Below are 24,732 nucleotides of genomic sequence, written 5' to 3'. Positions count from 1 at the left end.
GGGTTGGGCTGCCCGGTGGGGATGGCGCTGCCTTGCACCTGGGCCGTGATGTCCAACGCCGCCGCCGCGCCGCCCAGGCTGCCGCGCACCTGCGCCTGGGCTGTGAGGCTCATGGCCTCGCCGTCGGGCACCCGGGTGGGCAGGGTGCCTTGCAGGTCCAGCGCCAGCGGCATGGGTGCCTCGGCCCCCAGGCTCAGTGCGCCCTGGTAGCGGCCGTCGGCGAGTTGAAGCGCATCCAGTCGCAGGCGGTGCGCCAGGCTGATGCCGGTGGTGGTGGGCAGCGCGGGCGCGTCGCTGGAGGGGGCGAGCAGGCCATAGTTGTAGTGGCCACGGATGTCGTTGAGCGTGAACGGCGAACCTTCGGTGCCCACGCGCTCGAAGCGGTCCACCGAAAAGGCCAGGCTCACCGGCAGCGGCAGCACGAGCCGTTCCAGTGGCTCGGTCGGTGTGGGTTCGCGGGTGTCGGTGATGCGCAGCAGTTGCATGTGCGCCGAGCTCGGGTGCGCACCCAGCCCGCGCAAGAGACCGAGCCACAGCGCGTCGTCCCACTGCAACACCACGCCCTCTGCGTGCACGGCCAGCGCGCCCCTGCGCCAGTCCAGCGCCTCCACCCGCACGCCGCCGCGCACACTGCCTTCGACGCCCTGGGTGCGCAGCGTGCCCACCGTGTCGGCGCGCTTCTCCATCCAGCGCACGGCCCAGCCCACCGCCTGCGCCGCCGAGCCCGGCGTGCCGGCCCACCACCAGGTGACGGCCAGGGTGGTGATCACCACCGCCAGCAGGCCGGCCAGTGAACGGACCACGAACCGGGCCACGCGCCTTTTCGAGCGCGGCGAAGGTGCCGGGGCTGACTGCGTGGGTGGCGTGTCGTCGGTGGCGCTCATCTGTTTCAGAAACTGAAGCCCACGTTCAGGTGCAGCCGCAGGCGCTTCGGCGTGACGCCATAGGCCAGGTCGAGTTGCAGTGGCCCCACCGGGCTGTTGTAGCGCACGCCCGCGCCCACGCCGACCCGAGCTTTGGAGGGCGTGGTGCGGTTGGTGACGGTGCCCGCGTCGACGAACACCACGCTCTCCCAAACGGTGCGCACGCCCCCGCGCCAGATGGGGCGCTGCCACTCAAAGCTCGCCACCGCGAGGTAGCGGCCGGCGGTCACGCTGCCGTCGGCCTGCTCCACGCCGATGTCGCGCAGGCCGTAGCCACGCACGGTGTTGTCGCCGCCGGTCAGGAACAGCTGGGTGTCGGGAATCGGCGCGCTCTGTTGGGCAAGCACCGCGCCGCCCTGCAGCCGCAGCGCCAGGCGCCCGAGCCGGCTGCGCGCGGCCGTGATGTCAGAGGGTTGGTTGTCCGCGTTGTCGGCTCCCGTGACGGGCGCGCTGCCCAGTGGCCAGTAGGCCAGCCAGCGGGCCTGGCTGGTGAAGAAGGGCTTGCGCGCGCCGTCCAGCGTCGTGCCCACGCCGAGCGTGAGCCCCAGGCCGTAGCCGCTGTTCGGGTAGGGCAGGGTGTCGAAGCGGCGCCAGGTCCAGCCGTAGTTGACCGACACCGCGGCCTCGTTGCCATCGGACGAGGCCTGGGCCGAGGCGGTGTTGACGGTGCGCGCGCGGTCGTACTGCACGTAGTAGCGCCGGTCCAGCCGCGCCGTGGGCTGCGATTTGCCCAGGCTCAGCCGCAGGCTGGAGACGGTGGTGTCGTCGTCGATCTGGCGCGCCAGCCGGCCGCCCGCGAGCCACTGCCATCCTTTGTCTTCGATCGGTGCGGTCCAGTCCGACGATAGCAACTGGTCGTTGCGTTCGAGCTGCAGTTTGCTCAGCGCTTGCCAGCCCAGGCCGGGCAGGCGCAGGTGCTTGTGTTCGGCCGACAGGCGCGGGCCGTTGTTGGTGCTGCCGCCCACGCCGAGCACGATGCTCTGCAGCGGCGCTTCCTTCACCTGCACCACCACGGGCGCGGGTGCGGCCGGGTCGTTGTCGGTTGCATCCAGGTCCACGTAGGCGAACACCGAGCTGTAGTAGCCGGTGTCGACAATGCGTTGCTGCGCGTCCTGCAGCCGCGTGAGGCTGTAGTCGGTCCCCGGCCCCAGGCCCGCCAGCCGCACCAGCCGCTGCACGGTGACCGGGTCGTAGCGCTCGGCGCCGTTCAGCCGCACCTCGCCCACCTTCACCGGCGCGCCGGAGTCGAGCTCGATGTGCCAGAAAGCCTGGTTCGCGCGGTTGTCGATGTCGCTCAGGCTGTTGACGATGCGCCCGCGCGGGTAACGTTCGGCGGTGAGTTCGCGCAGCAGGTCCGACTTCAACCCACTCCAGCCGGCCTGCGTGAAGTCCTGACCCACTGCCCGCTGGCTGCGTTGGCGCAGGGTCTCCCGCTGACCGGTGGCCGCTTCGGCGCGGGCGATGTCGCCGCTGAGGTAGGCGGTGGCCGCGGCCACCCGGGTGGTCGGGCCCGGCGTCACGCGCACGACCACCTCGCCCAAGCTGGGTGAAGCACCGCCCGCTGGCGCCGCCGGCTCGCGCGTCACCGAAATCTCGGGGGAAAAATAGCCTTGCGTGCCCAGCAGGTCGCGCAGGTTCTCGGGCGCCGCGACCAGCAGGCGGTCGAGCTCGCTCGCGTCGAGATCGGACAGCGTGCGAAAACGCTGCAGCTCCATGTGGCGCAGCAGGAAGGCCTGCAACGCTGGCGACGGGGCTTCAACGCGGATGCCGAAGCGCTCGCTCGCGGCGGCATCACCCTCGGCCTCAGGCGAGACGACCGGCGAGGGTGCGGGTGCGCTGAGGGCCGCAGGTTCGGGGCTTTGCGCTACCACCACCATCGGCCAGAGCGCCAGAAAGCAAAAGAGCCGTGTGCTCACCACACGGCCCCGTAAGCAAAGGTTCATTCAGGTCTATTTTGAGAGCATTCTCATCGTCTCTTCCAGGCCCCGCAGGGTCAGCGGGTGCATGCGCTGGCTCATGAGCTGCTGGATGATGCTGATGCTCTGTCGATACTGCCACACGCCCTGAGGTTCCGGGTTGATCCAGGCAAATTTGGGGAACGCGTGTGTCAGCCGTTGTAACCACTCCGCGCCGGCCTCTTCGTTGTTGTATTCCACGCTGCCGCCGGGCTGCAGGATCTCATAGGGGCTCATGGTCGCGTCGCCCACGAAGATCAGCTTGTAGTCCTTGTTGTACTTGCGGATGATGTCCAGCGTCGGGAACTTCTCTGCGTAACGCCGCTTGTTGTTCTTCCACATGAAGTCGTAGACGCAGTTGTGGAAGTAATAGAACTCCAGGTGCTTGAACTCGCTCTTGACGGCGCTGAACAGCTCTTCGACGCGCTGGATGTGCTCGTCCATCGTGCCGCCCACGTCCATCAGCAGCAGCACCTTCACGTTGTTGTGCCGCTCTGGAATCATCTTGATGTCCAGCCAGCCCGCGTTGGCGGCGGTGGAGCGGATGGTGTCGGGCAGGTCCAGCTCCAGGTCGTTGCCTTCGCGCGCGAATTTGCGCAGGCGGCGCAGCGCCACCTTGATGTTGCGCGTGCCCAGCTCCTGCGTGTCGTCGTAGTCGCGGTAGGCGCGCTGCTCCCACACCTTCACCGCCGACTTGTTGCCACCCTTGCCGCCGATGCGGATGCCCTGCGGGTTGGCGCCGCTGTGACCGAACGGCGAGGTGCCTCCCGTGCCGATCCACTTGCTACCGCCTTCGTGGCGCTCCTTCTGCTCTTCGAGCCGCTTCTTCAGCGTCTCCATCAGTTCGTCCCAGTCCATCTTGGGCGCGTTGGCCTTCTGCTCATCAGAGAGGATGCGCTCCATCTCCTGGCGCAACCAGTCGGCCGGGATCGGCTTGGTGAAATCCGCGATCAGCTCGACGCCCTTGAAGTAGGCGGCGAAGGCGCGGTCGAACTTGTCGTAGTGCTTTTCGTCCTTCACCAGCGCGGTGCGGCTGAGGAAGTAGAAGTCGTCCATGGTGCAGGCGTCGGGGTTGGTTGGGCCCACCACGTCCTGCTTGAGGGCTTCAAGCAGCGTGAGGTATTCCTTGACCGAGACCGGCAGTTTGGCTGCGCGCAGGGTGTAGAAGAAGTCGATCAGCATGGCGAGTCCTCCGGGTCGAGGCCGCAGGCGCGGGGCTTTAGCGGTTCCGCTGGTTCATGAACACCAGCTTCTCGAACAGTGTGGTGTCCTGCTCGTTCTTGAGCAGCGCCCCCACCAGTGGCGGCACGGCGACTTTGCTGTCGGCGCTTTGCAGCGCTTCGAGCGGAATGTCTTCGGCCATCAGCAGCTTGAGCCAGTCGATCAGTTCGCTGGTGCTGGGCTTCTTCTTCAGGCCGGGCAGGTTACGCACGTCGTAGAAGGTCTTCATCGCCACCTTCAGCAGGTCTTGCTTGAGGTGGGGGAAGTGCACATCCACGATCTTCTGCATGGTTTCTGCTTCGGGGAACTTGATGTAGTGGAAGAAGCAGCGGCGCAGGAAGGCGTCGGGCAGTTCTTTTTCGTTGTTGGAGGTGATGAACACCAGCGGGCGGTGTTTCGCGCGCACCAGCTCGCGGGTCTCATAGCAGTAGAACTCCATGCGGTCGAGTTCGCGCAGCAGGTCGTTGGGAAACTCGATGTCGGCCTTGTCGATTTCGTCGATCAGCAGCGCCACCGGCTGGTCGGCGGTGAAGGCCTGCCAGAGCACGCCTTTGACGATGTAGTTGTGGATGTCCTTGACCTTCTCGTCGCCGAGTTGCGAGTCGCGCAGGCGGCTCACCGCGTCGTATTCGTACAGGCCCTGCTGCGCCTTGGTGGTGCTCTTGATGTGCCACTGCAGCAGCGGCACGTTCAGCGCCTGCGCCACTTCCTCGGCCAACATGGTCTTGCCGGTGCCGGGTTCGCCCTTGACCAGCAGCGGGCGCTTGAGCGTGATGGCGGCGTTGACGGCCAACATCAGATCTTGTGTGGCGACGTAGTTTTCAGAGCCTTGGAATTTCATGGAGTTGACGCGGTTTGCGCTGCGGCGGGCCAGCGGATCAGGGTATTCAATAAGCGGTCGGTGATGATCGAGTCTATATAATCGACCGTTGATTTTTATCAATCGTCCATCTCATTGTGCTTGCAAAATGAACCAACTGTTGCCCCTGATCACCCGTACCGTTGTCGCCGCTGCGACCCTCTTTGCGGCCACCACGGTCGCTCAGGCTCAGGGCGTGACCGGCTCCGCTGATGCGGGCCAGAAGAAGGCCGAAATGTGCATCGGCTGCCACGGTATCGCGGGCTACCAGAACAGCTTCCCCGAGATCCACAAGGTGCCGAAAATCTCGGGCCAGTCCGACAAGTACATCGTGTCGGCGCTGACCGCCTACAAGAAGGGCGACCGCAAGCACCCTTCCATGCGCGGCATCGCGGGCTCGCTGTCCGAGCAGGACATGGCCGATCTGGCTGCCTTCTACTCGGCTCAAGCGGGCAAGGCACCGGGCGATGCGCCCAAGACCGCCAGTGCCGCGGCCGCCGCACTGATTGAGAAGGGTGCCTGCGCGTCGTGCCACGGCGCCAACTTCGCCAAACCCATCGACCCGACCTACCCCAAGATCGCCGGCCAACACGCCGACTACCTGTATGTGGCGCTCAAGGCTTACTCCGTGGAAGGCAACAACATGGTCGGCCGCTCCAACGGCATCATGGCCGGCATCGCCAAGCAGTTTAAACCCGCAGAAATGCGCGAGATCGCCAAGTACCTCGGCTCTTTGGATGGCGACCTGCAGACCGTGCCGCAGTCGCGCTTCCGCTGATCGCTGCACGCTCCCGTCAAAAAGCCGCTCACCGAGCGGCTTTTGTTTTTCAGTCCTGTGTGGCCCGGCGCCGCACCTGATCGATGTAGGCCTGACCGTCGGGCGGGCGGGCGGCCCGCTGGCTTTCCCATAGCATGGTGCCCAGGCATTCCATCACCTCGTGGTGCGCGGCGTGCAAGTCGCCCCGGCGCGCCGCCAGCAGCTCCACCGCCTGGCGAATGCCGGGGGGCTGGTCGATGCTGCACTGCTCGCTGATGGAGAGGTGCATGGACAGGTGCAGGAACGGGTTCTCGGCGGTGGCGCTGCCGGGCTCTCCCAGGCGGGCCAGCGCAGCGTCCAAGTCGGACAGCTCTGCGTCGTATTCGGGGTGCTCGGCGATCCACTGGCCGGCCAGCGTTTCGATGGCCTCCATGGTTTGCCCGTCCAGGCGCTTGGCGTGGACCGAACAGAAAAAGCGCCGCACATCGGCTTGGGAAGGGCTGAACATGCCCGCGATTGTCCCTCAAGCAACCGCGCCTGACCCTGCGCTTGGGTACAGTAGCGCCCAGCATTCAGGAGACACTCGATGACCCAGGCCTACATCTGCGACGCGATCCGCACCCCCTTCGGCCGCTACGGCGGCGCGCTCAGCAGCGTGCGCACCGACGACCTCGGCGCCATCCCCTTGCGCGCCCTGATGGCGCGCAACCCGAACGTGGACTGGGCCGCCATCACCGACGTGCTCTTCGGCTGCGCCAACCAGGCCGGTGAAGACAACCGCAACGTCGCCCACATGAGCAGCCTGCTCGCCGGTTTGCCGCTGGACGTGCCCGGCGCCACCATCAACCGCCTGTGTGGCTCGGGCCTGGACGCCGTGGGCACGGCGGCCCGGGCCATCAAGGCCGGTGAAGCGGGGTTGATGATTGCCGGCGGCGTGGAAAGCATGAGCCGCGCGCCTTTCGTGATGCCCAAGGCGGAAAGCGCTTTCAGCCGCAACAACGCGGTCCACGACACCACCATCGGCTGGCGCTTCGTCAACAAGCTGATGAAAGAAAAGTACGGCGTGGACTCCATGCCCGAGACGGCCGAAAACGTGGCGACCGACTACGGGATCGAGCGCGAAGCGCAGGACCGCATGGCCCTGGCCAGCCAGATGAAAGCCGTGGCGGCCATCAAAGCCGGTCACCTGGCGCGCGAGATCTGCGCCGTGAGCATCGCGCAGAAGAAGGGCGATGCCCTCATCGTGGACACCGACGAACACCCGCGCGAGACCAGCCTGGAAACGCTGGCCAAGCTCAAAGGCGTGGTGCGCCCCGACGGCACGGTGACGGCGGGCAACGCCAGCGGCGTGAACGACGGCGCCTGCGCGCTGCTGCTGGCCGACGAAGCCACGGCCGCGAAGAACGGCCTCACACCGAAGGCCCGCATCGTCGGCATGGCCACGGCCGGCGTGGCCCCGCGCATCATGGGCATGGGCCCGGCACCGGCCACGCAAAAGGTGCTGGCGCTCACCGGGCTCACGCTGGAACAGCTCGACGTGATCGAACTCAACGAAGCCTTCGCCGCCCAGGGCCTGGCCGTGCTGCGCACCCTGGGCCTGCAAGACGACGACGCACGCGTCAACGCCTGGGGCGGCGCCATCGCGCTGGGTCACCCGCTGGGCGCCAGTGGCGCGCGGCTGGTCACCACGGCGGTGAACCGGCTGCACGCCACCGGCGGGCGCTACGCGCTGTGCACCATGTGCATTGGGGTCGGGCAGGGTATTGCACTGATCATCGAGCGGGTGTGAGGGTCCTCCGGCCTGTGCGGGTGAGCACCGAGCGGGCTGTGCCGTGCCACTGATCACCGATCCTTTTTTCTACGCCGTGGCGATTCCAGCGGTCTTGCTCCTGGGCGTGAGCAAGAGCGGCTTTGGGGCCGGTTTCGGTTCCCTCGCCGTGCCGATGATGGCGCTGGCGGTCACGGTGCCACAGGCCGCAGCCATCCTGATGCCGGTGTTGCTGCTCATGGATCTGCTGGGCATGGCTGCGTTTCGAAACAACGTGGACCGCACGTTGTTGCGTTTTCTGTTGCCCTTCGGCCTGCTCGGCATCGTGATCGGCACGCTGTTGTTCAAGGTGCTGGACCCGAAGGTGGTGGCGGGTATCGTCGGCGGTTTCACCCTGTTGTTTCTCGCGCAGCGCCTGCTGTTTCCGCCCAAGCCCGACAGCCCGCCTCCACCACGGTGGCTGGGTGCGCTGCTGACCACGACCTCGGGGTTCACCAGCTTCATTGCGCACGCGGGAGGTCCGCCGATCAACGCCTACGTCATTCCCTTGCGGCTCAAACCTGTGCTGTTCACCGGCACGATGGCGTTCTTCTTTTTCTTCATCAATATCGCCAAGTGGATTCCCTACGCCTGGCTGGGCTTGCTGGACTGGCGCAACATGACGACCTCGCTGGCGCTGTTGCCGTTCGCGCCCGTCGGCGTCTGGGTGGGTGTGCGCATCGCGCACCGCATTGACCCTGTGTGGTTCTATCGGCTGGTGTATACCGGCATGTTCCTGACCGGGGTCAAGCTGGTCTGGGACAGCTGGCCGTTAACATAGCAGCCGTTTGTCTTGCGGCCAAGGAGGCTGGATATGCCGGTGGTGGTGATCGCGAATCCCAAAGGGGGTGTGGGCAAGTCCACCCTGTCGACCAATGTGGCCGGTTTCTTCGCGAGCCGGGGGCATTCGGTGATGCTGGGTGATGCCGATCGCCAGCAGTCCTCGGCGTTGTGGCTGCGTCTGCGCCCTCCAGCTGCCCGACCCATCCAGACTTGGGACATCTCGGGCGATCAGATTGCCCGACCGCCCAAAGGCATCAGCCATGTGGTGCTGGACACGCCGGCGGGCTTGCACGGTGGTCTTTTCAAGGATGCGCTCAAGCTGGCCGACAAGGTGCTGGTGCCCCTGCAACCCAGCATCTTCGACATCTATGCCACGCGGGCGTTTCTGGACGAGCTGGCCGAGTCACGGCGGGCTGACAAGCTGGAGGTGGGCATCGTCGGCATGCGCGTGGACGCGCGCACCATTGCGGCCGAGAAGCTGCACGAGTTCGTGGGTGGCCTGGGCTTGCCGGTGCTGGGGTTCCTGCGCGACACGCAGAACTACATCCACCTCGCAGCGCGCGGCCTGACGCTGTTCGACGTGGCCCCCAGCCGGGTAGAGAAAGATCTGGAGCAGTGGCAGGGCATCTGCGACTGGCTGGAACGCTGACCGTGCGGCGCGTTGTGCAGGTTGTCGCGGTGCCGACAGCGATGCCTGGCTGGGCCGGCTAGAGTCGGCGACCATGAGAAGTTTTGACACATTGAACGATCTGGTGGCTTGCGTGGGTGAAGAGGTCGCCGTGAGCGACTGGATCACCGTGACGCAGGACCAGGTCAACCGTTTTGCCGATGCGACCGGCGATCACCAGTGGATCCATGTGGACGTGGAGCGCGCCAAGGCGGGCCCTTTTGGGTCGCCGATCGCGCATGGCTTCCTGACCTTGTCCCTGATTCCCGTGTTCTTCGACACCGCGTTTGACATCCGTCAGTCGGGCATGGGCGTGAACTACGGATTGAACAAGGTGCGTTTCACGGCCCCTGTTCCGGTGGGCAGCCGGCTGCGCGCGCGCATGACCCTGATGGCGGCCATGCCGATCGAGCACCACGGTTTTCAGATGACCTGGGGCGTTTCGGTCGAGCGAGAAGGGGTGGACAAACCGGTGTGTATCGCCGAGGCGCTGGTGCGCAGCTACCCTTGAGCGATCAAGGGGCTCTGCCTATTTGATGCGCACGAGTTGGCGGGGTTCGAGCCAACCGTCAAACACCGAGATCAGGTTGTTGATGCGTTCGGCGGCGACCGTCTGGCTGGTTTGTTGCGAGATGAGTTGATAGGCGTCGTTGCGCAACATCCAGAGTTCTTGGGCCGTTTTCGCTTGGGAGATCTTGCCCCGCAAGCGTTGCGCCTGCGCGCTGTCGCAATCGTTCAAGCATTGCAGCAGAGCGGTGCGAATGGCTTGAAGGTCTTTCAGGCTGGCCGCTGGACCCGCGGGTTTGCGTGGCGCCAATTTGCCCTTGATAAGTCTGGTGAGTGTCAGAATCAAACGAATCTCCGGGATGCCTGATGGGAAAAATCGAGTCGGTGGCATGGGCAGGCTGTGATGCATCGCAGTGGGCGATGGCAGTGCCGTATTGTGTGGCCCAGTGTGAGGTCCATGGAAGGTGGGTACCTTCGCTCTTTGGTGAACTGCATCACGGTTGTGCCGCCCCAAAGCTCTGTTGCCGCCAGGCTTCGTAGACGAGCACCGCCACGGCATTGGACAGGTTCAGACTGCGCTGGCCATCCAGCATGGGCAAGCGCAGATGCTGTTTGGTGGGGATGTGTTCGCGCACCTCGCCCGGCAGGCCATCCGTCTCCGATCCAAAGACCAGCCAGTCGCCGGGCATATAACGCTGTCCGTAGGCATTGCCCTGGCCTCGGGTGGTCATGGCGTACATCCGGTGCGGGTCGGGCTGTTCGGCTTCAATGAAGGCGGACCAGTTGGTGTGGCGCTGCACGCGAGCGTATTCGTGGTAATCGAGGCCGGCACGTCGCATCTGCTTATCGTCCATGGAAAAACCCAGCGGTTCGATGAGGTGCAGATCACAACCGGTGTTGGCGCACAGGCGAATCACGTTCCCGGTGTTGGGAGGGATCTGTGGTGCAACCAGAACAATGCGGTACATGGGGTGGAAGGCGCGGGAAGAACGTGTCAGCCAGTGGTCTGGCGCTGTGGTGGTCCCCCTGCGACGCCGCGATGATAAGCGCATTGTTTGCTGACAGCGATGTACCGAGCGCCGGGCGCTGAATTCAATTCAATCCGACGGCGTGCGCGCGAGCACCAGCGCAGCGATGTCGGCCACGCCCACCTGTTGCAGGGCCAGCGCCGCGCTGTTCAACGTGGCGCCCGTGGTGCGCACATCGTCCACGAGCACCACGTGCGCACCTGCCAAGCGTGGGACGTGATCGGGGTGGGCCGCGAAAGCACCGCGCAGGTTGTTCAGCCGCTGTGCCTTCGACAACTGGTGCTGATCTGGGGCGTGGATCACGCGCACCAGCGCGTCGGCCAGTGCGGCCCGGCCGGTGCGGCGCCGCAACACCTTGGTGAGTTCCCAAGCCTGGTTGTACCCGCGCTCGGCCAAGCGGTTGGATGTCACGGGAATGGGCACCAGGAGCACGTTGGCATGCAGCAGATCGTGGGCCAAGGCCTGCTCCAGCATCGGCTCGGCCAGCACGGCGGCCCAGCCGGGTTCCCCCCGGAACTTGAACCGCGCGATCAGCGCGTCCCACGGGTAGCCATAGTCCACCGCCGCGACGCAACGACGGATCAACGGCGGTTGCGCACTGGCCAGACAACGCCCACAAAACCCCAAGCCGGTTGGTACCGGGCACGCACACACCTGGCATCGCGGGACCTGTTGCGCAAAGCGCAGCATGCAGGCAGAACACACGGGCTGCGCTGGCCACCGACCGCACACCTGGCAGGTGCCAGGGAGCGATGGCACTCGTTCAAATGGCGTGTGTGCGTGGGTCATGGTGGCGCCAATATACTGGCGCCCAGCCCCGAAAGGGCCTTCACGTCCATCTGCATTCCCGTTGAACCACGAACCCGAAGACATGCCTGTGCCCGGCCTCGACCCCGTGGCCGCGCAGCGCTGGTTGACCCGCCCTCGCGATCAGAGCCCCTGGCTGCATGAAGAGGTGGCGCGCCGCATGATCGACAGGCTGCAATGGTTTCGAGATCCGCCCTCCAGCTGGCTGCATTGGGAGCCGGTGCTCGGTGGCCTGCAGACCCATCGCAGTCTGGTGGAGCGGCTCCCCGCAGCCCGTTGCCATGTGGAAGCGCACGACATGCCTCAAGCGCTGGCGGCGACCAAGGAGTCGTCCCGACGCACCTGGAATCCCCTGCAATGGGGGCGTGGCCACGGTCCATCGGCCGCCGGTGCAGACACGCAGGTCGCGATGCTGTGGGCCAACATGGCTTTGCATCAGGTGGCACGCCCGCAACCCTTGCTTCGGCAATGGCATCGGCAGATACAGACCGATGGTTTTCTGATGTTCTCCTGTCTGGGCCCCGACAGTCTTCGAGAGTTGCGTGCGGTCTATGCGCGGGTCGGTTGGCCCGAGCCCACGCACGCCTTCACCGACATGCATGACTGGGGCGACATGCTGGTGCACAACGGTTTTGCTGAGCCCGTGATGGACATGGAACGCATCTCGCTGTCCTACAGTGGCGCCCCCTCCTTGCTGAACGAGCTTCGATCACTCGGGCGCAACCTCAACGTTGCCCGCTTCGGTGCACTTCGAGGACGGGCCTGGCGGCAAGAGTTGGAGCGTGCCATTGATCAAGGCTTACCGAGGTCTGAAGACGGCCGCTTGCTGCTGACGTTTGAGGTCATCTATGGCCATGCATTCAAAGCGGCTCCTCGCCCACAGCGGGGTGACAGCCAGTCGGTGTCGATGGATGAGATGCGCGCCATGTTGCGCGGGCGGCGCACCTGAGCTGGACGCCTCCTGGCACGGCAAGCACCGGGTCTCGTCAGTCAAATCGCTGTTTCCGACAGCTACAATTGACATAAATCAAACCGTTTTGGCGATTTTTTCGCCACATCTGTTCGCCTCTGTGTGGCTGTCTGGCCCACGTTTTTCGGGCGGCAAGAACCGGGACTGCGCGCATTGGATCCTGCGACTCAACGCTCGTTTGTTGTGCGCGCTGGTTCTGACAGCTGCCGGATCGTTCTGGATCCAGGGCGCTGGATGGCGTGGCGCTTTCAGCCTTGGAGTCGCCGGTCATCCCGGTCAACGTCCTCGGCTGGCCGGTGAACAGAGGCTTGCGCTGAAGCGTGTTTGAGTGGGTGTTGGGTATTCCCTGAGTGGGCGGTCCCCGGAAATTTTGTTCTAATCAGCATTGATATAAATCAATACTTATATTTGAGGCGATAAACGTGAGTATGACAAAACAGACGGGTGATTCCTTGCTTGATCGACTGGGTGGCTTGCGCACATCGGCCGCATCGCTGACCCTCGGCTCTGCGGTCTGGGTGACCGAAGCGGCGCATGCAGTGAACGATCTGCCCGGTGGACCGGCGGTCAATCAGCTCAATTTCGCCCCCGCTGCCACCAAGATCGCAGAAGAGCAGCACTGGTTGCACTGGTTCATGATGATCATCTGCACCGTGATCTTTGTGATTGTGTTCGGGGTGATGTTCTATTCCATCGTCAAGCACCGCAAGTCTGTCGGCCACAAGGCGCAGGTGTTGCCCGAGCCGATCTGGGTCGAACTCGGTTGGACCATCGTCCCGCTGCTCATTGTGATCGGCATGGCCCTGCCGGCCACCAAGGTGCTGGTGGCCCAGAAGGACACCACCAACAGCGACATCACCATCAAGGCCACTGGCATGCAGTGGAAGTGGGGCTATGACTACATCAAAGGCGAGGGCGAGGGCATTGGTTTCCTCTCAACGCTCGACGTGAGCCACCGCGAAATGTCCAACAGCGGCAACCCGCCCGCCACCGACGACTACCTGCTCAAGGTGGACAACCCGATGGTGGTGCCCGTGGGAAAAAAGGTGCGCATCATCACCACAGCCAACGATGTGATCCACGCTTTCATGGTGCCGGCCTTTGGCATCAAGCAGGATGCGATTCCCGGCTTCGTGCGCGACACCTGGTTCCGTGCCGAGAAAACCGGTGATTTCTACGGTCAATGTGCCGAGCTGTGTGGCAAGGAGCACGCCTACATGCCCATCCACGTGAAAGTGGTGTCGGCCGAGGACTACACCAAGTGGGTGGACGGCGAGAACAAGAAGATGGCAGCGCTGGCCGACGATCCCTCCAAGGTGTGGACCCTGGCCGATCTGTCCAAGCGCGGCGAGTCGGTGTACGCCGCCAACTGCGCTGCTTGCCATCAGGCCAACGGCAAGGGCGCTGGCCCCATCAAGCCGCTGGATGGCTCTGCCGTGGTGCTCGACGCCGACAAGTCCAAGCAGATTGCGGTCCTCCTCAATGGTCAAAACAACGGTGCGATGCCTGCATGGAAGCAGCTGTCCGACACCGAGATCGCTGCCGTGATCACTTACACCAAGAACAACTGGTCCAACAAAACCGAACAAATCGTGCAGCCTGCCGAAGTGGTGGCTGCGCGCAAGTGAGCCGGGCACTGTTAGCTATTTGAATTCCAAAGGAAACGATGATGAGTGCAGTACTCGACCCCCATGACGCTCACGCGCACGACGACCACCACGATCACCACGCTCCCGCAGGGTGGCGCCGATGGGTCTATGCCACCAACCACAAAGACATCGGCACGCTGTACTTGCTGTTCGCCTTCACCATGCTCATGGTGGGCGGCGTGCTCGCGCTGCTGATCCGCGCCGAACTGTTCCAGCCGGGCCTGCAACTGGTCAACCCCGAGCTGTTCAACCAGCTCACCACCATGCACGGACTGATCATGGTGTTCGGCGCCATCATGCCGGCCTTCGTGGGCTTCGCGAACTGGATGATCCCGCTGCAAATCGGTGCCGGTGACATGGCGTTCGCGCGCATGAACAACTTCAGCTTCTGGCTGATGATCCCGGCCGCGCTGATGCTGGTGTCGTCGTTCTTCATGCCCGGCGGCGCCCCCGCTGCCGGCTGGACGCTGTATGCACCGCTGACCCTGCAGATGGGCCCTTCGATGGACGCCGGCATCTTCGCGATGCACATCCTGGGCGCGTCTTCCATCATGGGTTCGATCAACATCATCGTGACCATCCTCAACATGCGCGCGCCTGGCATGACACTGATGAAGATGCCGATGTTCTGCTGGACCTGGCTCATCACCGCCTACCTGCTGATCGCCGTGATGCCCGTGCTGGCCGGCGCCATCACCATGACGCTGACCGACCGCCACTTCGGCACCAGCTTCTTCAACCCCGCCGGTGGTGGTGACCCGGTGATGTACCAGCACATCTTCTGGTTCTTCGGCCACCCCGAGGTGTACATCATGATCTTGCCGGCCTTCGGCATCGTGAGCCAAGTCGTCCCCGCGTTCGCGCGCAAAAAGCTGTTTGGTTACGCCTCCATGGTGTACGCCACCGGCTCCATCGCCATCCTGTCCTTTGTGGTGTGGGCGCACCACATGTTCACCACCGGCATGCCGGTGACGGGCCAACTGTTCTTCATGTATTCGACCATGCTGATCGCCGTGCCCACGGGCGTGAAGATCTTCAACTGGATCGCGACCATGTGGAAGGGTTCGATGACCTTCGAAACCCCGATGCTGTGGGCCGTGGGCTTCATCTTCGTGTTCACCATCGGTGGCTTCACGGGCCTGATTCTGTCCATGGCGCCGATCGACATCAACTTCCAGGACACGTACTACGTGGTGGCGCACTTCCACTACGTGCTGGTGGCCGGATCGTTGTTCGCCATGTTTGCCGGCATCTACTACTGGCTGCCCAAGTGGACTGGCGTCATGTACAGCGAGACCAAGGGCAAGATCCACTTCTGGTGGTCGATGATTTCCTTCAACATCACTTTCTTCCCGATGCACTTCCTGGGCTTGGCCGGCATGCCCCGTCGTTACGCCGACTACCCCATGCAGTTCGCCGACTTCAACGCCATCGCGTCGGTGGGAGGCTTCTTCTTTGGCTTTGCACAGGTGTACTTCTTCATCGCTGTGGCGATTCCGGCCATGCGCGGTCAGGGACCCAAGGCATCGCAGAAACCCTGGGAAGGCGCTGAAGGGCTGGAGTGGGAAGTGCCTTCGCCCGCACCGTTCCACACCTTTGAAACCCCTCCCAAGCTGGACGTGACCGCCACCAAGGTGATCGGCTGATTTGTCCTCCACGATCCGAGTTGAAATGACCATGACTTCCGACCGAAAGAAACAGAACACCCGCCTGGGGTTGATCCTCGCGTCCGTGGCCGTGGTCTTTTTCCTCGGCTTCGTGGGCAAGATGGTGCTGCTGGGCGGCTGATCGGCTTGTATGGGACTGCGTCGCGAAAACTTCAAAATGGTGGGCAAGCTCGGCGTGATCGCGCTGGGCATGTTCGCCTTTGGTTACGCGCTCGTGCCTATTTACAAAGCCATCTGTGAGGCCACCGGCATCAATGTCCTGGCGCTGGCCGAGCGTGAGGTGCCTGGTACGAAGCCGAAGGCCGCGCTCAATACCCAGGTGGACACCTCGCGCACGATCACGGTGGAATTCGATGTCAATGCCCGTGGCCCCTGGCATTTCAAGCCTGCAGTGCGCTCGTTGCAGGTTCACCCCGGTGAACTGACCACCGTGATGTACGAGTTCCAGAACATCCAGAACCGCACCATGGCCGCGCAGGCGATCCCGAGCTACGCACCGATGCAGGCCGCTTCGCATTTCAACAAGCTGGAGTGTTTCTGCTTCACGCAGTACACGCTCGCGCCGGGGGAGAAAAAAGCCTGGCCGGTTGCGTTTGTGATTGATCCGCGCCTGCCCAAGGACGTGTCCACGATCACGCTGTCGTACACCTTTTTCGAGGTGGGTGGCAAGGTGCCCCAGGCACCTCAGGATGTTGCGCGGGTGCCGGTGGTGGCCCCCGTCGCCCGGACAGAAGGCGCGGTATGAACACTCCCGTTCATCAGCGCAAGGGTTCGGTGCTGGGCACGGTCAAGGCCGTGCTCTGGGGTTTCCTGGGTGTGCGTCGCAATGCGGACTACCAGAACGATGTGGCGCGTCTCAATCCGATCCACCTCATCGTGGTGGGGATCGTGATGGCGCTGGTTTTTGTCCTGTCCCTGATCCTGATTGTCAACTGGGTGGTGGGTTGAACCCGGCACCGGTTTTTCATTGATTTCCGAATTTCATACAAGCGAAAGCACTTAGGAGTGAACATGTCAGCAGCAACACACGGCACGACGCCCTACTACTACGTTCCGGGCCCCTCGCGGCACCCGGTGATGGCAGCCATTGGCCTGTTTTTCGTGATCCTGGGTGCGGGCCAGTGGGTCAACGGCGCCGATTGGGGCAAGTATTCGCTGGCCTTTGGCATGGCTTTCTGGCTGATCGTGCTGTTCCAGTGGTTCCGTGAGTCGGTGTCCGAGAGCGAAGGTGGCATGTACGGTCACAAGATCGACCTTTCGTACCGCTGGAGCATGAGTTGGTTCATCTTTTCCGAGGTCATGTTCTTCGGCGCTTTCTTCACCGCGCTCTGGTGGGCCCGCGTCCACTCGGTGCCCGCGCTCGGCAACATCGAAAACGCGCTGATCTGGCCCGATTTCACCTCGGTGTGGCCGACCCTGCAGGCCGGTGCCACCGCCTCACCCGCCGGGATCGTGGAGCCGTTCCAGACCATGGGGCCTTTCTGGCTGCCCACCATCAACACCGCGCTGCTGCTGACCTCGGGCGTGACGCTGACCATTGCCCACCATGCGCTGCAGGCCGGCAACCGTGGCAAGACCATCGCATTCATGTGGATGACGGTCATCCTGGGCATCGTGTTCCTGTTCGTTCAGGGCTACGAGTACGCACATGCCTACGCCGATCTGAACCTCAAGTTGTCTTCAGGCATCTTCGGATCCACCTTCTTCATGCTCACTGGTTTCCACGGCTTCCACGTGTTCGTGGGCATGCTGATGCTGCTGTTCATCACGCTGCGGCTCCAGAAAGGCCACTTCACGGCCCAACGCCACTTCGGTTTCGAAGGCGCGGCCTGGTACTGGCACTTTGTGGATGTGGTCTGGCTCGGCCTGTACATCCTCGTGTACTGGATGTGAATGCCTGGTTCCGGGCAGAACGCCAGGAACCGGCTCAAAAGAAGCGCCAGGAGGCGCTTTTTTTGTTTCAACCCTTGAGGGGCAAACCGGTGGGCTCAATCCAGCCCATCCAGTAGCTGATGAGCACGACCAGGAACAGCAGGATGGAAAACCCCACCCGGAACGCGAGCGCGCGCGCCATGTGGTTCTTGCGCGGGGGCTCTGCGGGATTGTCCGAGGTCGAACCGCCGCGCATCATGAACACCAGCGCCGCCGCCAGACTGCCCAGGATGGCCACAAAGGCCACAATCACGATGTAGGTCATGGCCGGATTATCGGTGCATTGATCACCTCGGCCGTGCCGCTGCTCCCATCATCCATTGCCCTCGCATGCGTTCCAAGAACCCCCACCTTCGCTTCTGGCTCATCACGGTGGCCGCCGTGCTGAGCGCGGGGTTGACCGCGTCTTTGGGTGTCTGGCAGCTGTCGCGTGCGGCCCAGAAGCAGGCGCTGCAGGACCGCATCAACGAACGAGCCGCGTTATCGCCTTTGAATGAAACCGGGCTGCCGGACGGCCCTGCCCTTGACGGGGCATTGCATCGCCCTGTGCTGTTGCGCGGTGAATGGGTGCCCGAAGCGAGCGTGTTTCTGGACAACCGCCCCATGGGTGGGCGCAGCGGGTTCATCCTCGTCACGCCTTTGCGGCTCAAGGGCAGTGAGCGTTCGCTGCTGGTGCAGCGAGGCTGGGTGCCGCGCGACTTCACCGACCGCAGCAAGGTGCCGGCGGTGCCCACGCCTGAGGGTTGGGTCGAGGTGGCCGGGCGATTGGCCCCGCCGCCGAGCCAGCTGTTCGAGCTGGGCGAAGCGGAGCGCGGGCCCATCCGGCAAAATCTCAGCATCGACGGCATGTCCCGGGACACCGGTTTGTCGTTGATGCCGGCGTCGGTGTTGCAGACCGGCGCATCGCCGGAAGGCCTGCTGCGCGACTGGCCCCGCTTTGAAGCAGCGGTGCAAAAGCACCATGGTTACGCGTTCCAGTGGTTTGCGATGTGCGCGGTCATCGCTGGCCTGTATGTCTGGTTCCAACTGATTTCTCCCCGTCGATCACACTCCCCCCATGGCCCAGACCCCCGATGAACCCCTGACCCTCACGGTCCACAGCCTGCCGCGTGCGGACGTTTCCGACACGGCGGCCATGACGCGTTCTGGACGCTGGAAGATGCTTCTGCTGTTGCTGGCGAGTGCGGCGCCAGTGATCGCCTCGTACTTCACCTACTACGTGATCCGACCGGAAGGCCGACGCAACTACGGCGAACTCATTGACCCTCAATTGCCCCTGCCCGCATTCACCGGCGTGGACACGAACGGCCGCACAGTGCCGTTGACCCAGCTGAAAGACCAGTGGCTCTTCATCAGCGTCGCGGATTCGGCTTGCGACGACGCCTGCCAGAAACACCTGTATATGCAGCACCAGCTGCGTGAGGGCCTGGGCAAAGACAAAGATCGCCTGGACTGGGTCTGGCTTCGCACCGGGTCGGCCGAACTCGCCGAACCCCTGAAAAAGGCCACCACCGACGCCACCGTGTTGCACGTGGATGCGAAGCAATTGGCCACCTGGCTCACCCCCGCCGCCGGCCACCGGCTGGAGGACCACCTGTACGTGGTCGACCCCATCGGCAACTGGATGATGCGTTTCCCCGCGCAGGCCGACCCGAAACAGATCAAACGCGACCTCGACCGTTTGCTGCGCGCGTCCGCGTTCTGGGACAAGGGCGGTCGCGTGGGTGTGGCGGCCGTGAACGGCGGTTGATGCATGTCCATGAACACGCACGCCCTGTACGACTTCGCGCCGGTCGCCCGCCTGATGCTGCTTGGCGTGGTGATCGCCTTGGCCCCGCTGGCCTGGGTGTGGCTGCGCAACCGGCAGGCGAGCGTGGCGCACCGGCTGCAGGTGCTCACACTGCTCACGCTGTTTCTTACCTTTGACCTGGTGCTGTTCGGCGCCTTCACCCGCCTGACCGACTCCGGGCTGGGGTGTCCCGACTGGCCTGGGTGTTACGGCAGCGTGAGCCCGGTGGGCGCCAGCGCCGCCATCTCCGCCGCACAGGAGGCCATGCCCACTGGCCCGGTCACGTTCTCCAAAGCCTGGGTCGAGATGATCCACCGCTACCTGGCCACGGCCGTCGGCGTGTTGATCCTGGTGCTGGCCGCCGTGAGCTGGGTGGAGCGGCGGCGCTTGAGCGTGTCGTTTGGCTGGCCGCTGCTCACGCTTTTCTGGGTCTGCCTTCAAGGCGCTTTCGGCGCCCTCACGGTCACCATGAAGCTCTTCCCCGCCATCGTCACTCTGCACCTGCTCGGTGGGCTGGTGCTGCTGGCGCTGCTGCGCACGCAGGCGGTGTCGTATCAAGTGACCGCGCCAGACAGCGTCGGAAGGGTTTCACTGGGCCACCCGACCCGCGTGGCGTTGGTGCTGGTGTATGCCTTGGTGTGGATACAGATCGCGCTCGGCGGCTGGGTCAGCACCAACTACGCGGTGCTGGCCTGCGGCGAGTTCCCCACCTGCCAGGGCGGCTGGTGGCCGCCGATGGACCTGCGCGAGGGCTTCACGCTGTGGCGAGCACTGGGCATGAACGCCGAGGGCCAACCCATCACCTTCGCCGCGCTCACCGCCATCCACTACATGCACCGGCTGGCGGCCTATGCCGTGCTGGCCGCGTTGGCCTGGCTGGTGTGGCGCCTGTGGTCGGTGCCCACGATGCGGACCACCGCGCGCTGGGTGCTGGCGCTGTTGCTGTGGCAGTTCGCCAGCGGCCTCACCAACGTGGTGTTTGACTGGCCCCTGCTGGCCGCCGTGGGCCACACGGCCGGCGCTGCGGGTCTGGTGATCGTGCTCACCGGCGCCGTGTTCGGCACCCGCAGCGCCCACGGCACCGTGAGCGCACCCCGATTCAACGTTTCCCGATCGACCTGATGAGCACCGCGAATCCTTCCACCATTCCCGCGCCACTGTCCGTGTGGCGCCAGTTCCATGCGCTGACCAAGCCACGCGTGATCCAGCTGATCGTGTTCTGTGCGCTGATCGGCATGGTGCTCGCCGTGCCCGGCGTGCCCAACTGGGCGCAGGTGCAGCTGGCGGCCTGGGCTTCGCTGGGCATCTGGTTGGTGGCGGGGGCGGCGGCGGCCTTCAACTGCGTGGTTGAGCAGCAGATCGACGCCAAGATGCGGCGCACTGCCTGGCGGCCCACGGCCAAGGGCGAGCTGGGCAACCTGCAGACCCTGAGTTTTTCGGCCGGGCTCTGCGCGCTGGGTTCGGCCATCCTGTACTTCCTGGTCAATCCGCTGACCATGTGGCTGACGTTCGCCACCTTCGTCGGCTACGCGGTGGTCTACACCGTGATCCTCAAGCCGCTGACGCCGCAAAACATCGTGATCGGCGGCGCTTCAGGTGCCATGCCACCGGTGCTGGGCTGGGCCGCCATGACCGGTGTGGTCGCGCCCGAGGCGCTGATTCTGTTTCTCATCATCTTCCTCTGGACGCCACCGCACTTCTGGGCGCTCGCGCTGTACCGCGTGGAGGACTACCGCAAGTCCGGTTTGCCCATGCTGCCGGTCACGCACGGTTCCGAGTTCACGCGGTTGCAGATCCTGCTCTACACCTTCGTGCTGTTCGCCGCCTGCCTGATGCCCTTCATCATGCGCATGAGCGGTTGGTTCTACCTTGCGGTGGCCGTGTTGCTCAGCATCGGGTTCTGTGGCTACGCCATCGCGCTGTGGCGCCACTACTCCGATGCGCTGGCCCGCAAGACCTTCCGTTTCTCGCTCATCCACCTGTCGCTGCTGTTTGCCGCGCTGCTCATCGACCACTACCTGCCATGACCCGTTCCACCCTTGGCCTCCGCCGCCATTTCCTTTCGCTGTGCCTGGTCGCGGCCGGACTGGGTCTTGCGGGCTGCAAAGACGCGCCCAGCTTCAGCGCCGTGGACATCACCGGTGCCGACTACGCCACCGGCTTTTCGCTCACCGACCACAACGGCCAGGCGCGCACGCTCGCGGATTTCAAGGGCAAGGTGGTGGTGATCTTCTTTGGGTACACGCAATGCCCCGACGTGTGCCCCACCTCGATGAGCGAACTGGCGCAGGCCAAGCAGTTGCTCGGGACGGACGGCGACAAGCTGCAGGGCCTGTTCGTCAGCGTCGACCCCGAGCGCGACACGCCCGAGATCATGAAGGCCTACATGGCGAATTTCGACCCGGGTTTCCTGGCGCTTTACGCCGCACCCAATGCCTTGCCCGAGCTCACCAAAAGCTTCCGCATCTACTACAAAAAGGTCGAGGGCAAGACACCCACCAGCTACACCATGGACCACTCGGCGGGCAGCTACGTGTACGACACGCAGGGCCGCGTGCGCCTGTACACCCGCTACGGCGATGGCGCCCAGGCGCTGGCCGACGATGTGAAGAAGCTGCTGGCGGAGTGAACGCTGAGACTTCAGCAACAGCGCCGTCGGTAGAATCCCTGCGGGCACCCATGGGGGGTGCCTTTTTTATGTTCAGGGAGTTGTTGATGTCTCGTTCGTTCGTTCAAGCCGCTGCATGCAGTCTGGTGGCGGTGGTGTTGGCCGCCTGTGGTGCCAGTCCCGAAAAATCCGCTGCGTCCTCGGTACCCGAAGCGCCCAGCAAGTACACGCAGGCCTATGTCTCAACGGTCTCGGTCACACTGGTGGACGCTGCACCTGACAGCAAGCGGCTTGAGGACAAACAGGTGTTTGAAAAGACGCTCCCTAGCGTGATCCAGGCCGCCTTGAAAGAAAACGGCCTTCAGGTGCTGAGCGAACACCCGGGACAGCGTGAAGGCGCGGTCGTGATCCAGGCCAAGCTCAGCTACGACCCGGGGAATCGGGCGTTGCGCTGGGTCGGAGGCATTGTGGGCGCGGGCAAAGCCACGGTGGACATCACCCTGGAGGCCACCGATGCGAGCTCTGGCAAGGTGGTCGCATCGAAGCAGGAGAGTGACTCCAAGCGAGGTGGCGCGTTCGGGGGCAACTTCTACGAAGATGCGGCCGAGACGCTGGGAGACACCACCGAAGAGTTGGCTGAGGACCTGGCGGCCATCAAGCGCTGAGCCACGCAGCGCTGCTCAATCCACCTTCGCCCCGCTGAGCTTGACCGCGCGCTCGTACTTGGCGCGCTCGCTGTTCAGAAAGCCGGCGAAGGCTTCGGGCGAGCTCGGTGCGGGTTCGGCCATCAAGGCGGCAAAACGGTTCTTGACGTCGGGTGATCTCAACGCCTCGGTGAACGTGGCGTTGAGCTTGCGCACGGTGTCGGCCGGTGTGCCGGCGGGCGCGACCAACCCCCACCAGGTGTCGATCTCGAGACCCTTCAGTGTTTCGGCCACAGCTGGCACCTCGGGCATCGCCGCGCTGCGTTGCGCCGTGGTCACGGCGAGTGCCCTCAGCTTGCCGGCGCGGATGTTGGCCGAGGCGGTGGCCAGGTTGTCGAAGTTGAAATCGACCTGACCCGAGAGCAGCCCGAGCTGGGCCGGGTTGCCACCGTTGTAGGGGATGTGCACCGCGAACACACCGGCCTGGTGCTTGAACATCTCGCCCGCCAGGTGGCCCGCGCTGCCGTTGCCGCCCGAGCCGTAGTTGAGCTTGCCGGGGTTCGCCTTGGCGTAGCGGATCAGGTCGGCCAGCGTGGCGATGTTCAGGCGCTGTGCCGCCTCGGCGTTCATCACCAGCACATTGGGCACGCGCAGCATCTGCGTGACCGGCGCGAAGTCTTTCACCGGGTCGTAGGGCAGTTTGGAGAACAGCCAGGGGTTGATGCCGTGCGACGCGGTGGTCGCGATGCCCAGCGTCAGGCCGTCGGGCGCGGACTTCGCCACTGCCGCCACCCCGATGTTGCCGCCGGCGCCCGGCTTGTTCTCCACGATCACCGTGCCCAGCGACGCCTTCACCGCTTCGGCCAGAATGCGCGCCGTCACGTCGATCGGTCCGCCGGCAGCGAAGGGCACGACGATGCGCGTGACCTTGTCGGCCTGGGCCCAGACGAGGCCAGGAGCCACGACCGCTGCGAGGGTCAAGGCCGTGCGGGCGATCAGCTGGCGGCGGGTGTTCACTGGAAGACCCTCCGTGCTGCGCACTGCGGGGCGAGCGCCCTTCGGAGCGGCCGGGCGGGCGCTCATACCTTGTCTTTCGCGCTGGTGAAGGAGTCCGCGTAGAACTCTTCGGGCGGCAGGCCGGCCAAGGCGGTGTATTGCGCGCGGGCCGAATCCACCACGATGGGCGCACCACAGGCGTAGACCTGGTGGCCCGAGAGATCGGGGAAGTCTTGCAGCACCGCGCTGTGCACGAAGCCGGTGCGGCCGGTCCAGGCGTCTTCGGGCAAGGCGTCCGAGATCACCGGCACGTAGCGCAGGTTGGGCATGGTGGCCAGCTGGGCCTCGACCCAGGCGTTCTGGTACAGATCGGACGGGCGGCGGCCGCCCCAGTACAGCGTGGCCGGGCGGGTGATGCCCTTGTGCTGCATGTGTTCGATCAGCGCCTTGATCGGCGCGAAACCCGTGCCCGAGGCCAGCAGCACGAGGGGCTTGTCGCTGTCTTCGCGCAGGAAGAAGCTGCCGTAAGGCCCCTCAATGCGCAGGATGTCTTTCTCCTTCATCGTGGCGAACGCGTGGTCGGTGAACTTGCCGCCGGGCATGTGGCGCAGGTGCAGCTCGACCCAGTTGCCGCTGGCCTGGGTGTGGGGCGCGTTGGCCATGGAATAGCTGCGGCGGTCGCCGTCGCGCAGCAGAAACTCGACGTATTGGCCCGCGTGGTACTGGAAGGCGTCGGCCGCCGGCAGTTGCAGCTTGAGCACGATCACGTCGTGCGACGCGCGCTCCAGGCTGCTCACGCGCACCGGCATCTTCTTGATCGGGAAGGCGCCGGCTTCGGTGACCTGGCGCGACTCCAGCGTCACGTCCGATTGCGCCACGCCGCAGCAGGTCAGCACGTAACCCGCCGCTTCTTCCTCCGCGCTCAGCGCCTTGGCCTGGTGCGGGCCGTGGGCCACGCTGCCGCTCACCAACTTGCATTTGCACGAGCCGCAAGCGCCGTCCTTGCAGCCGTAGGGCAGGCCAATGCCCTGGCGGATGCCCGCGGCGAGGATGGCTTCGCCGGACTCGGCGCTGAAGACACGGCCGCTGGGCTCGACGGTGATGGTGAAGGTCATGGTTTGAAAAGGGCTAAAGTGGTTGTCTGTGGGCAGTGCATGGCGGCG

General features: G+C 64.4%; 28 protein-coding genes and 1 pseudogene. 18 read left to right on the top strand and 11 right to left on the bottom strand.

From position 1 onward, the window contains the following. From B0E41_RS02500 to B0E41_RS02485, 4 genes and pseudogenes are all read right to left on the bottom strand, one after another. Nucleotides 1–884, bottom strand: a pseudogene (locus B0E41_RS02500) (hypothetical protein); the annotation flags it as partial. A 5-nt stretch (nucleotides 885–889) separates the two neighbouring features. Further along, nucleotides 890–2,839, bottom strand: coding sequence for a BamA/TamA family outer membrane protein (locus tag B0E41_RS02495; protein WP_171984644.1), 1,950 nt, complete (start codon nucleotides 2,837–2,839; stop codon nucleotides 890–892). A gap of 33 nt (nucleotides 2,840–2,872) precedes the next feature. Next, nucleotides 2,873–4,060, bottom strand: a complete 1,188-nt coding sequence (locus B0E41_RS02490; protein WP_077328466.1) for a VWA domain-containing protein — start codon at nucleotides 4,058–4,060, stop codon at nucleotides 2,873–2,875. A 37-nt stretch (nucleotides 4,061–4,097) separates the two neighbouring features. After that, nucleotides 4,098–4,940 carry a MoxR family ATPase gene (locus B0E41_RS02485; RefSeq protein WP_077328464.1) on the bottom strand — a complete coding sequence of 281 codons (843 nt, stop codon included), beginning with the start codon at nucleotides 4,938–4,940 and terminating at the stop codon, nucleotides 4,098–4,100. 127 nt (nucleotides 4,941–5,067) lie between these two features. Here B0E41_RS02485 and B0E41_RS02480 point away from each other — a divergent pair, with 127 nt between their 5' ends. Next, entirely contained in the window at nucleotides 5,068–5,736 is a 669-nt protein-coding gene (locus B0E41_RS02480) for a c-type cytochrome (protein WP_077328462.1), read from the top strand. A 49-nt stretch (nucleotides 5,737–5,785) separates the two neighbouring features. Here the strand turns inward: B0E41_RS02480 and B0E41_RS02475 are convergent, their stop codons facing one another. Beyond that, nucleotides 5,786–6,223, bottom strand: a complete 438-nt coding sequence (locus B0E41_RS02475) for a DUF1841 family protein (RefSeq protein WP_077328460.1) — start codon at nucleotides 6,221–6,223, stop codon at nucleotides 5,786–5,788. Nucleotides 6,224–6,301: 78 nt separating this feature from the next. On the opposite strand from B0E41_RS02475, the gene pcaF reads away from it, so the two are divergent. The 4 genes from pcaF (at nucleotide 6,302) to B0E41_RS02455 (ending at nucleotide 9,483) form a co-directional block, all read left to right on the top strand. Then, the gene (gene pcaF, locus B0E41_RS02470) at nucleotides 6,302–7,504 is read left to right on the top strand and encodes a 3-oxoadipyl-CoA thiolase (RefSeq protein WP_077328458.1); all 1,203 of its coding nucleotides are present in this window, start codon (nucleotides 6,302–6,304) and stop codon (nucleotides 7,502–7,504) included. 43 nt (nucleotides 7,505–7,547) lie between these two features. Next, nucleotides 7,548–8,303: a sulfite exporter TauE/SafE family protein gene (locus B0E41_RS02465; protein ID WP_077328456.1), complete on the top strand. Its 756-nt coding sequence runs from the start codon at nucleotides 7,548–7,550 to the stop codon at nucleotides 8,301–8,303. 33 nt (nucleotides 8,304–8,336) lie between these two features. Then, complete coding sequence (locus tag B0E41_RS02460) at nucleotides 8,337–8,954, top strand: ParA family protein (RefSeq protein ID WP_077328453.1); 618 nt, start codon at nucleotides 8,337–8,339, stop codon at nucleotides 8,952–8,954. Between the two features lie 73 nt (nucleotides 8,955–9,027). Next, a complete protein-coding gene (locus tag B0E41_RS02455) occupies nucleotides 9,028–9,483 on the top strand; it encodes a MaoC family dehydratase (RefSeq protein ID WP_077328451.1) in 456 nt (151 codons plus the stop codon). 18 nt (nucleotides 9,484–9,501) lie between these two features. Here the strand turns inward: B0E41_RS02455 and B0E41_RS02450 are convergent, their stop codons facing one another. The 3 genes from B0E41_RS02450 to B0E41_RS02440 form a co-directional block, all read right to left on the bottom strand. Beyond that, nucleotides 9,502–9,888, bottom strand: a complete 387-nt coding sequence (locus B0E41_RS02450) for a hypothetical protein (RefSeq protein WP_143433623.1) — start codon at nucleotides 9,886–9,888, stop codon at nucleotides 9,502–9,504. A gap of 85 nt (nucleotides 9,889–9,973) precedes the next feature. Next, complete coding sequence (trmL, locus tag B0E41_RS02445) at nucleotides 9,974–10,447, bottom strand: tRNA (uridine(34)/cytosine(34)/5-carboxymethylaminomethyluridine(34)-2'-O)-methyltransferase TrmL (protein ID WP_077328447.1); 474 nt, start codon at nucleotides 10,445–10,447, stop codon at nucleotides 9,974–9,976. A 129-nt stretch (nucleotides 10,448–10,576) separates the two neighbouring features. Further along, a complete protein-coding gene (locus B0E41_RS02440; RefSeq protein WP_253194548.1) occupies nucleotides 10,577–11,092 on the bottom strand; it encodes a phosphoribosyltransferase family protein in 516 nt (171 codons plus the stop codon). Between the two features lie 265 nt (nucleotides 11,093–11,357). Here B0E41_RS02440 and B0E41_RS02435 point away from each other — a divergent pair, with 265 nt between their 5' ends. The 7 genes from B0E41_RS02435 to B0E41_RS02410 all read left to right on the top strand — a co-directional run bounded on the left by B0E41_RS02435 (nucleotide 11,358) and on the right by B0E41_RS02410 (nucleotide 17,493). Continuing rightward, entirely contained in the window at nucleotides 11,358–12,263 is a 906-nt protein-coding gene (locus tag B0E41_RS02435) for a biotin synthase (protein WP_077328443.1), read from the top strand. A gap of 449 nt (nucleotides 12,264–12,712) precedes the next feature. Next, nucleotides 12,713–13,912, top strand: a complete 1,200-nt coding sequence (gene coxB, locus B0E41_RS02430) for a cytochrome c oxidase subunit II (RefSeq protein ID WP_077328441.1) — start codon at nucleotides 12,713–12,715, stop codon at nucleotides 13,910–13,912. A 41-nt stretch (nucleotides 13,913–13,953) separates the two neighbouring features. Then, complete coding sequence (gene ctaD, locus B0E41_RS02425) at nucleotides 13,954–15,579, top strand: cytochrome c oxidase subunit I (protein WP_077328439.1); 1,626 nt, start codon at nucleotides 13,954–13,956, stop codon at nucleotides 15,577–15,579. 31 nt (nucleotides 15,580–15,610) lie between these two features. Beyond that, on the top strand, nucleotides 15,611–15,721 hold the full coding sequence (locus tag B0E41_RS27310) for a cytochrome oxidase small assembly protein (RefSeq protein WP_216350721.1): 111 nt from the start codon (nucleotides 15,611–15,613) through the stop codon (nucleotides 15,719–15,721). A gap of 9 nt (nucleotides 15,722–15,730) precedes the next feature. After that, nucleotides 15,731–16,345, top strand: a complete 615-nt coding sequence (locus tag B0E41_RS02420) for a cytochrome c oxidase assembly protein (RefSeq protein ID WP_077328437.1) — start codon at nucleotides 15,731–15,733, stop codon at nucleotides 16,343–16,345. Next, a complete protein-coding gene (locus B0E41_RS02415; protein WP_077328435.1) occupies nucleotides 16,342–16,548 on the top strand; it encodes a DUF2970 domain-containing protein in 207 nt (68 codons plus the stop codon). The genes B0E41_RS02420 and B0E41_RS02415 overlap by 4 nt, the downstream gene beginning before the upstream one ends. Nucleotides 16,549–16,611: 63 nt before the next feature. Then, nucleotides 16,612–17,493, top strand: coding sequence for a cytochrome c oxidase subunit 3 (locus B0E41_RS02410; protein ID WP_077328433.1), 882 nt, complete (start codon nucleotides 16,612–16,614; stop codon nucleotides 17,491–17,493). Nucleotides 17,494–17,560: 67 nt separating this feature from the next. Here the strand turns inward: B0E41_RS02410 and B0E41_RS02405 are convergent, their stop codons facing one another. Continuing rightward, a complete protein-coding gene (locus tag B0E41_RS02405) occupies nucleotides 17,561–17,797 on the bottom strand; it encodes a twin transmembrane helix small protein (RefSeq protein ID WP_077328431.1) in 237 nt (78 codons plus the stop codon). Nucleotides 17,798–17,862: 65 nt separating this feature from the next. Between B0E41_RS02405 and B0E41_RS02400 the strand changes: the two genes are divergently transcribed. The 6 genes from B0E41_RS02400 (at nucleotide 17,863) to B0E41_RS02375 (ending at nucleotide 22,594) form a co-directional block, all read left to right on the top strand. Next, the gene (locus B0E41_RS02400) at nucleotides 17,863–18,609 is read left to right on the top strand and encodes an SURF1 family protein (protein ID WP_077328429.1); all 747 of its coding nucleotides are present in this window, start codon (nucleotides 17,863–17,865) and stop codon (nucleotides 18,607–18,609) included. After that, nucleotides 18,590–19,282 (top strand): hypothetical protein, encoded by a 693-nt coding sequence (locus tag B0E41_RS02395; protein ID WP_077328427.1) that lies wholly within the window; start codon nucleotides 18,590–18,592, stop codon nucleotides 19,280–19,282. Before B0E41_RS02400 ends, B0E41_RS02395 begins: the two co-directional genes overlap by 20 nt. 9 nt (nucleotides 19,283–19,291) lie before the next feature. Beyond that, nucleotides 19,292–20,443, top strand: coding sequence for a COX15/CtaA family protein (locus B0E41_RS02390; RefSeq protein ID WP_077328425.1), 1,152 nt, complete (start codon nucleotides 19,292–19,294; stop codon nucleotides 20,441–20,443). Then, nucleotides 20,443–21,348, top strand: a complete 906-nt coding sequence (cyoE, locus tag B0E41_RS02385) for a heme o synthase (RefSeq protein WP_077328423.1) — start codon at nucleotides 20,443–20,445, stop codon at nucleotides 21,346–21,348. Before B0E41_RS02390 ends, cyoE begins: the two co-directional genes overlap by 1 nt. Beyond that, a complete protein-coding gene (locus B0E41_RS02380) occupies nucleotides 21,345–21,950 on the top strand; it encodes an SCO family protein (protein WP_077328421.1) in 606 nt (201 codons plus the stop codon). The genes cyoE and B0E41_RS02380 overlap by 4 nt, the downstream gene beginning before the upstream one ends. 86 nt (nucleotides 21,951–22,036) lie before the next feature. Beyond that, a complete protein-coding gene (locus B0E41_RS02375) occupies nucleotides 22,037–22,594 on the top strand; it encodes a DUF4410 domain-containing protein (protein WP_171984643.1) in 558 nt (185 codons plus the stop codon). 15 nt (nucleotides 22,595–22,609) lie between these two features. Here the strand turns inward: B0E41_RS02375 and B0E41_RS02370 are convergent, their stop codons facing one another. Continuing rightward, entirely contained in the window at nucleotides 22,610–23,590 is a 981-nt protein-coding gene (locus B0E41_RS02370; RefSeq protein ID WP_253194546.1) for a tripartite tricarboxylate transporter substrate binding protein, read from the bottom strand. 62 nt (nucleotides 23,591–23,652) lie between these two features. Beyond that, nucleotides 23,653–24,684 (bottom strand): CDP-6-deoxy-delta-3,4-glucoseen reductase, encoded by a 1,032-nt coding sequence (locus B0E41_RS02365; RefSeq protein WP_077328415.1) that lies wholly within the window; start codon nucleotides 24,682–24,684, stop codon nucleotides 23,653–23,655. Nucleotides 24,685–24,732: the final 48 nt, after the last annotated feature.

This window comes from Hydrogenophaga sp. A37 (assembly GCF_002001205.1).
In the GTDB taxonomy this organism is placed as follows: domain Bacteria; phylum Pseudomonadota; class Gammaproteobacteria; order Burkholderiales; family Burkholderiaceae_C; genus Hydrogenophaga.
The sequence above is the reverse complement of the archived record's forward strand: the minus strand, read 5'-3'. Positions and strand labels throughout refer to the sequence as shown.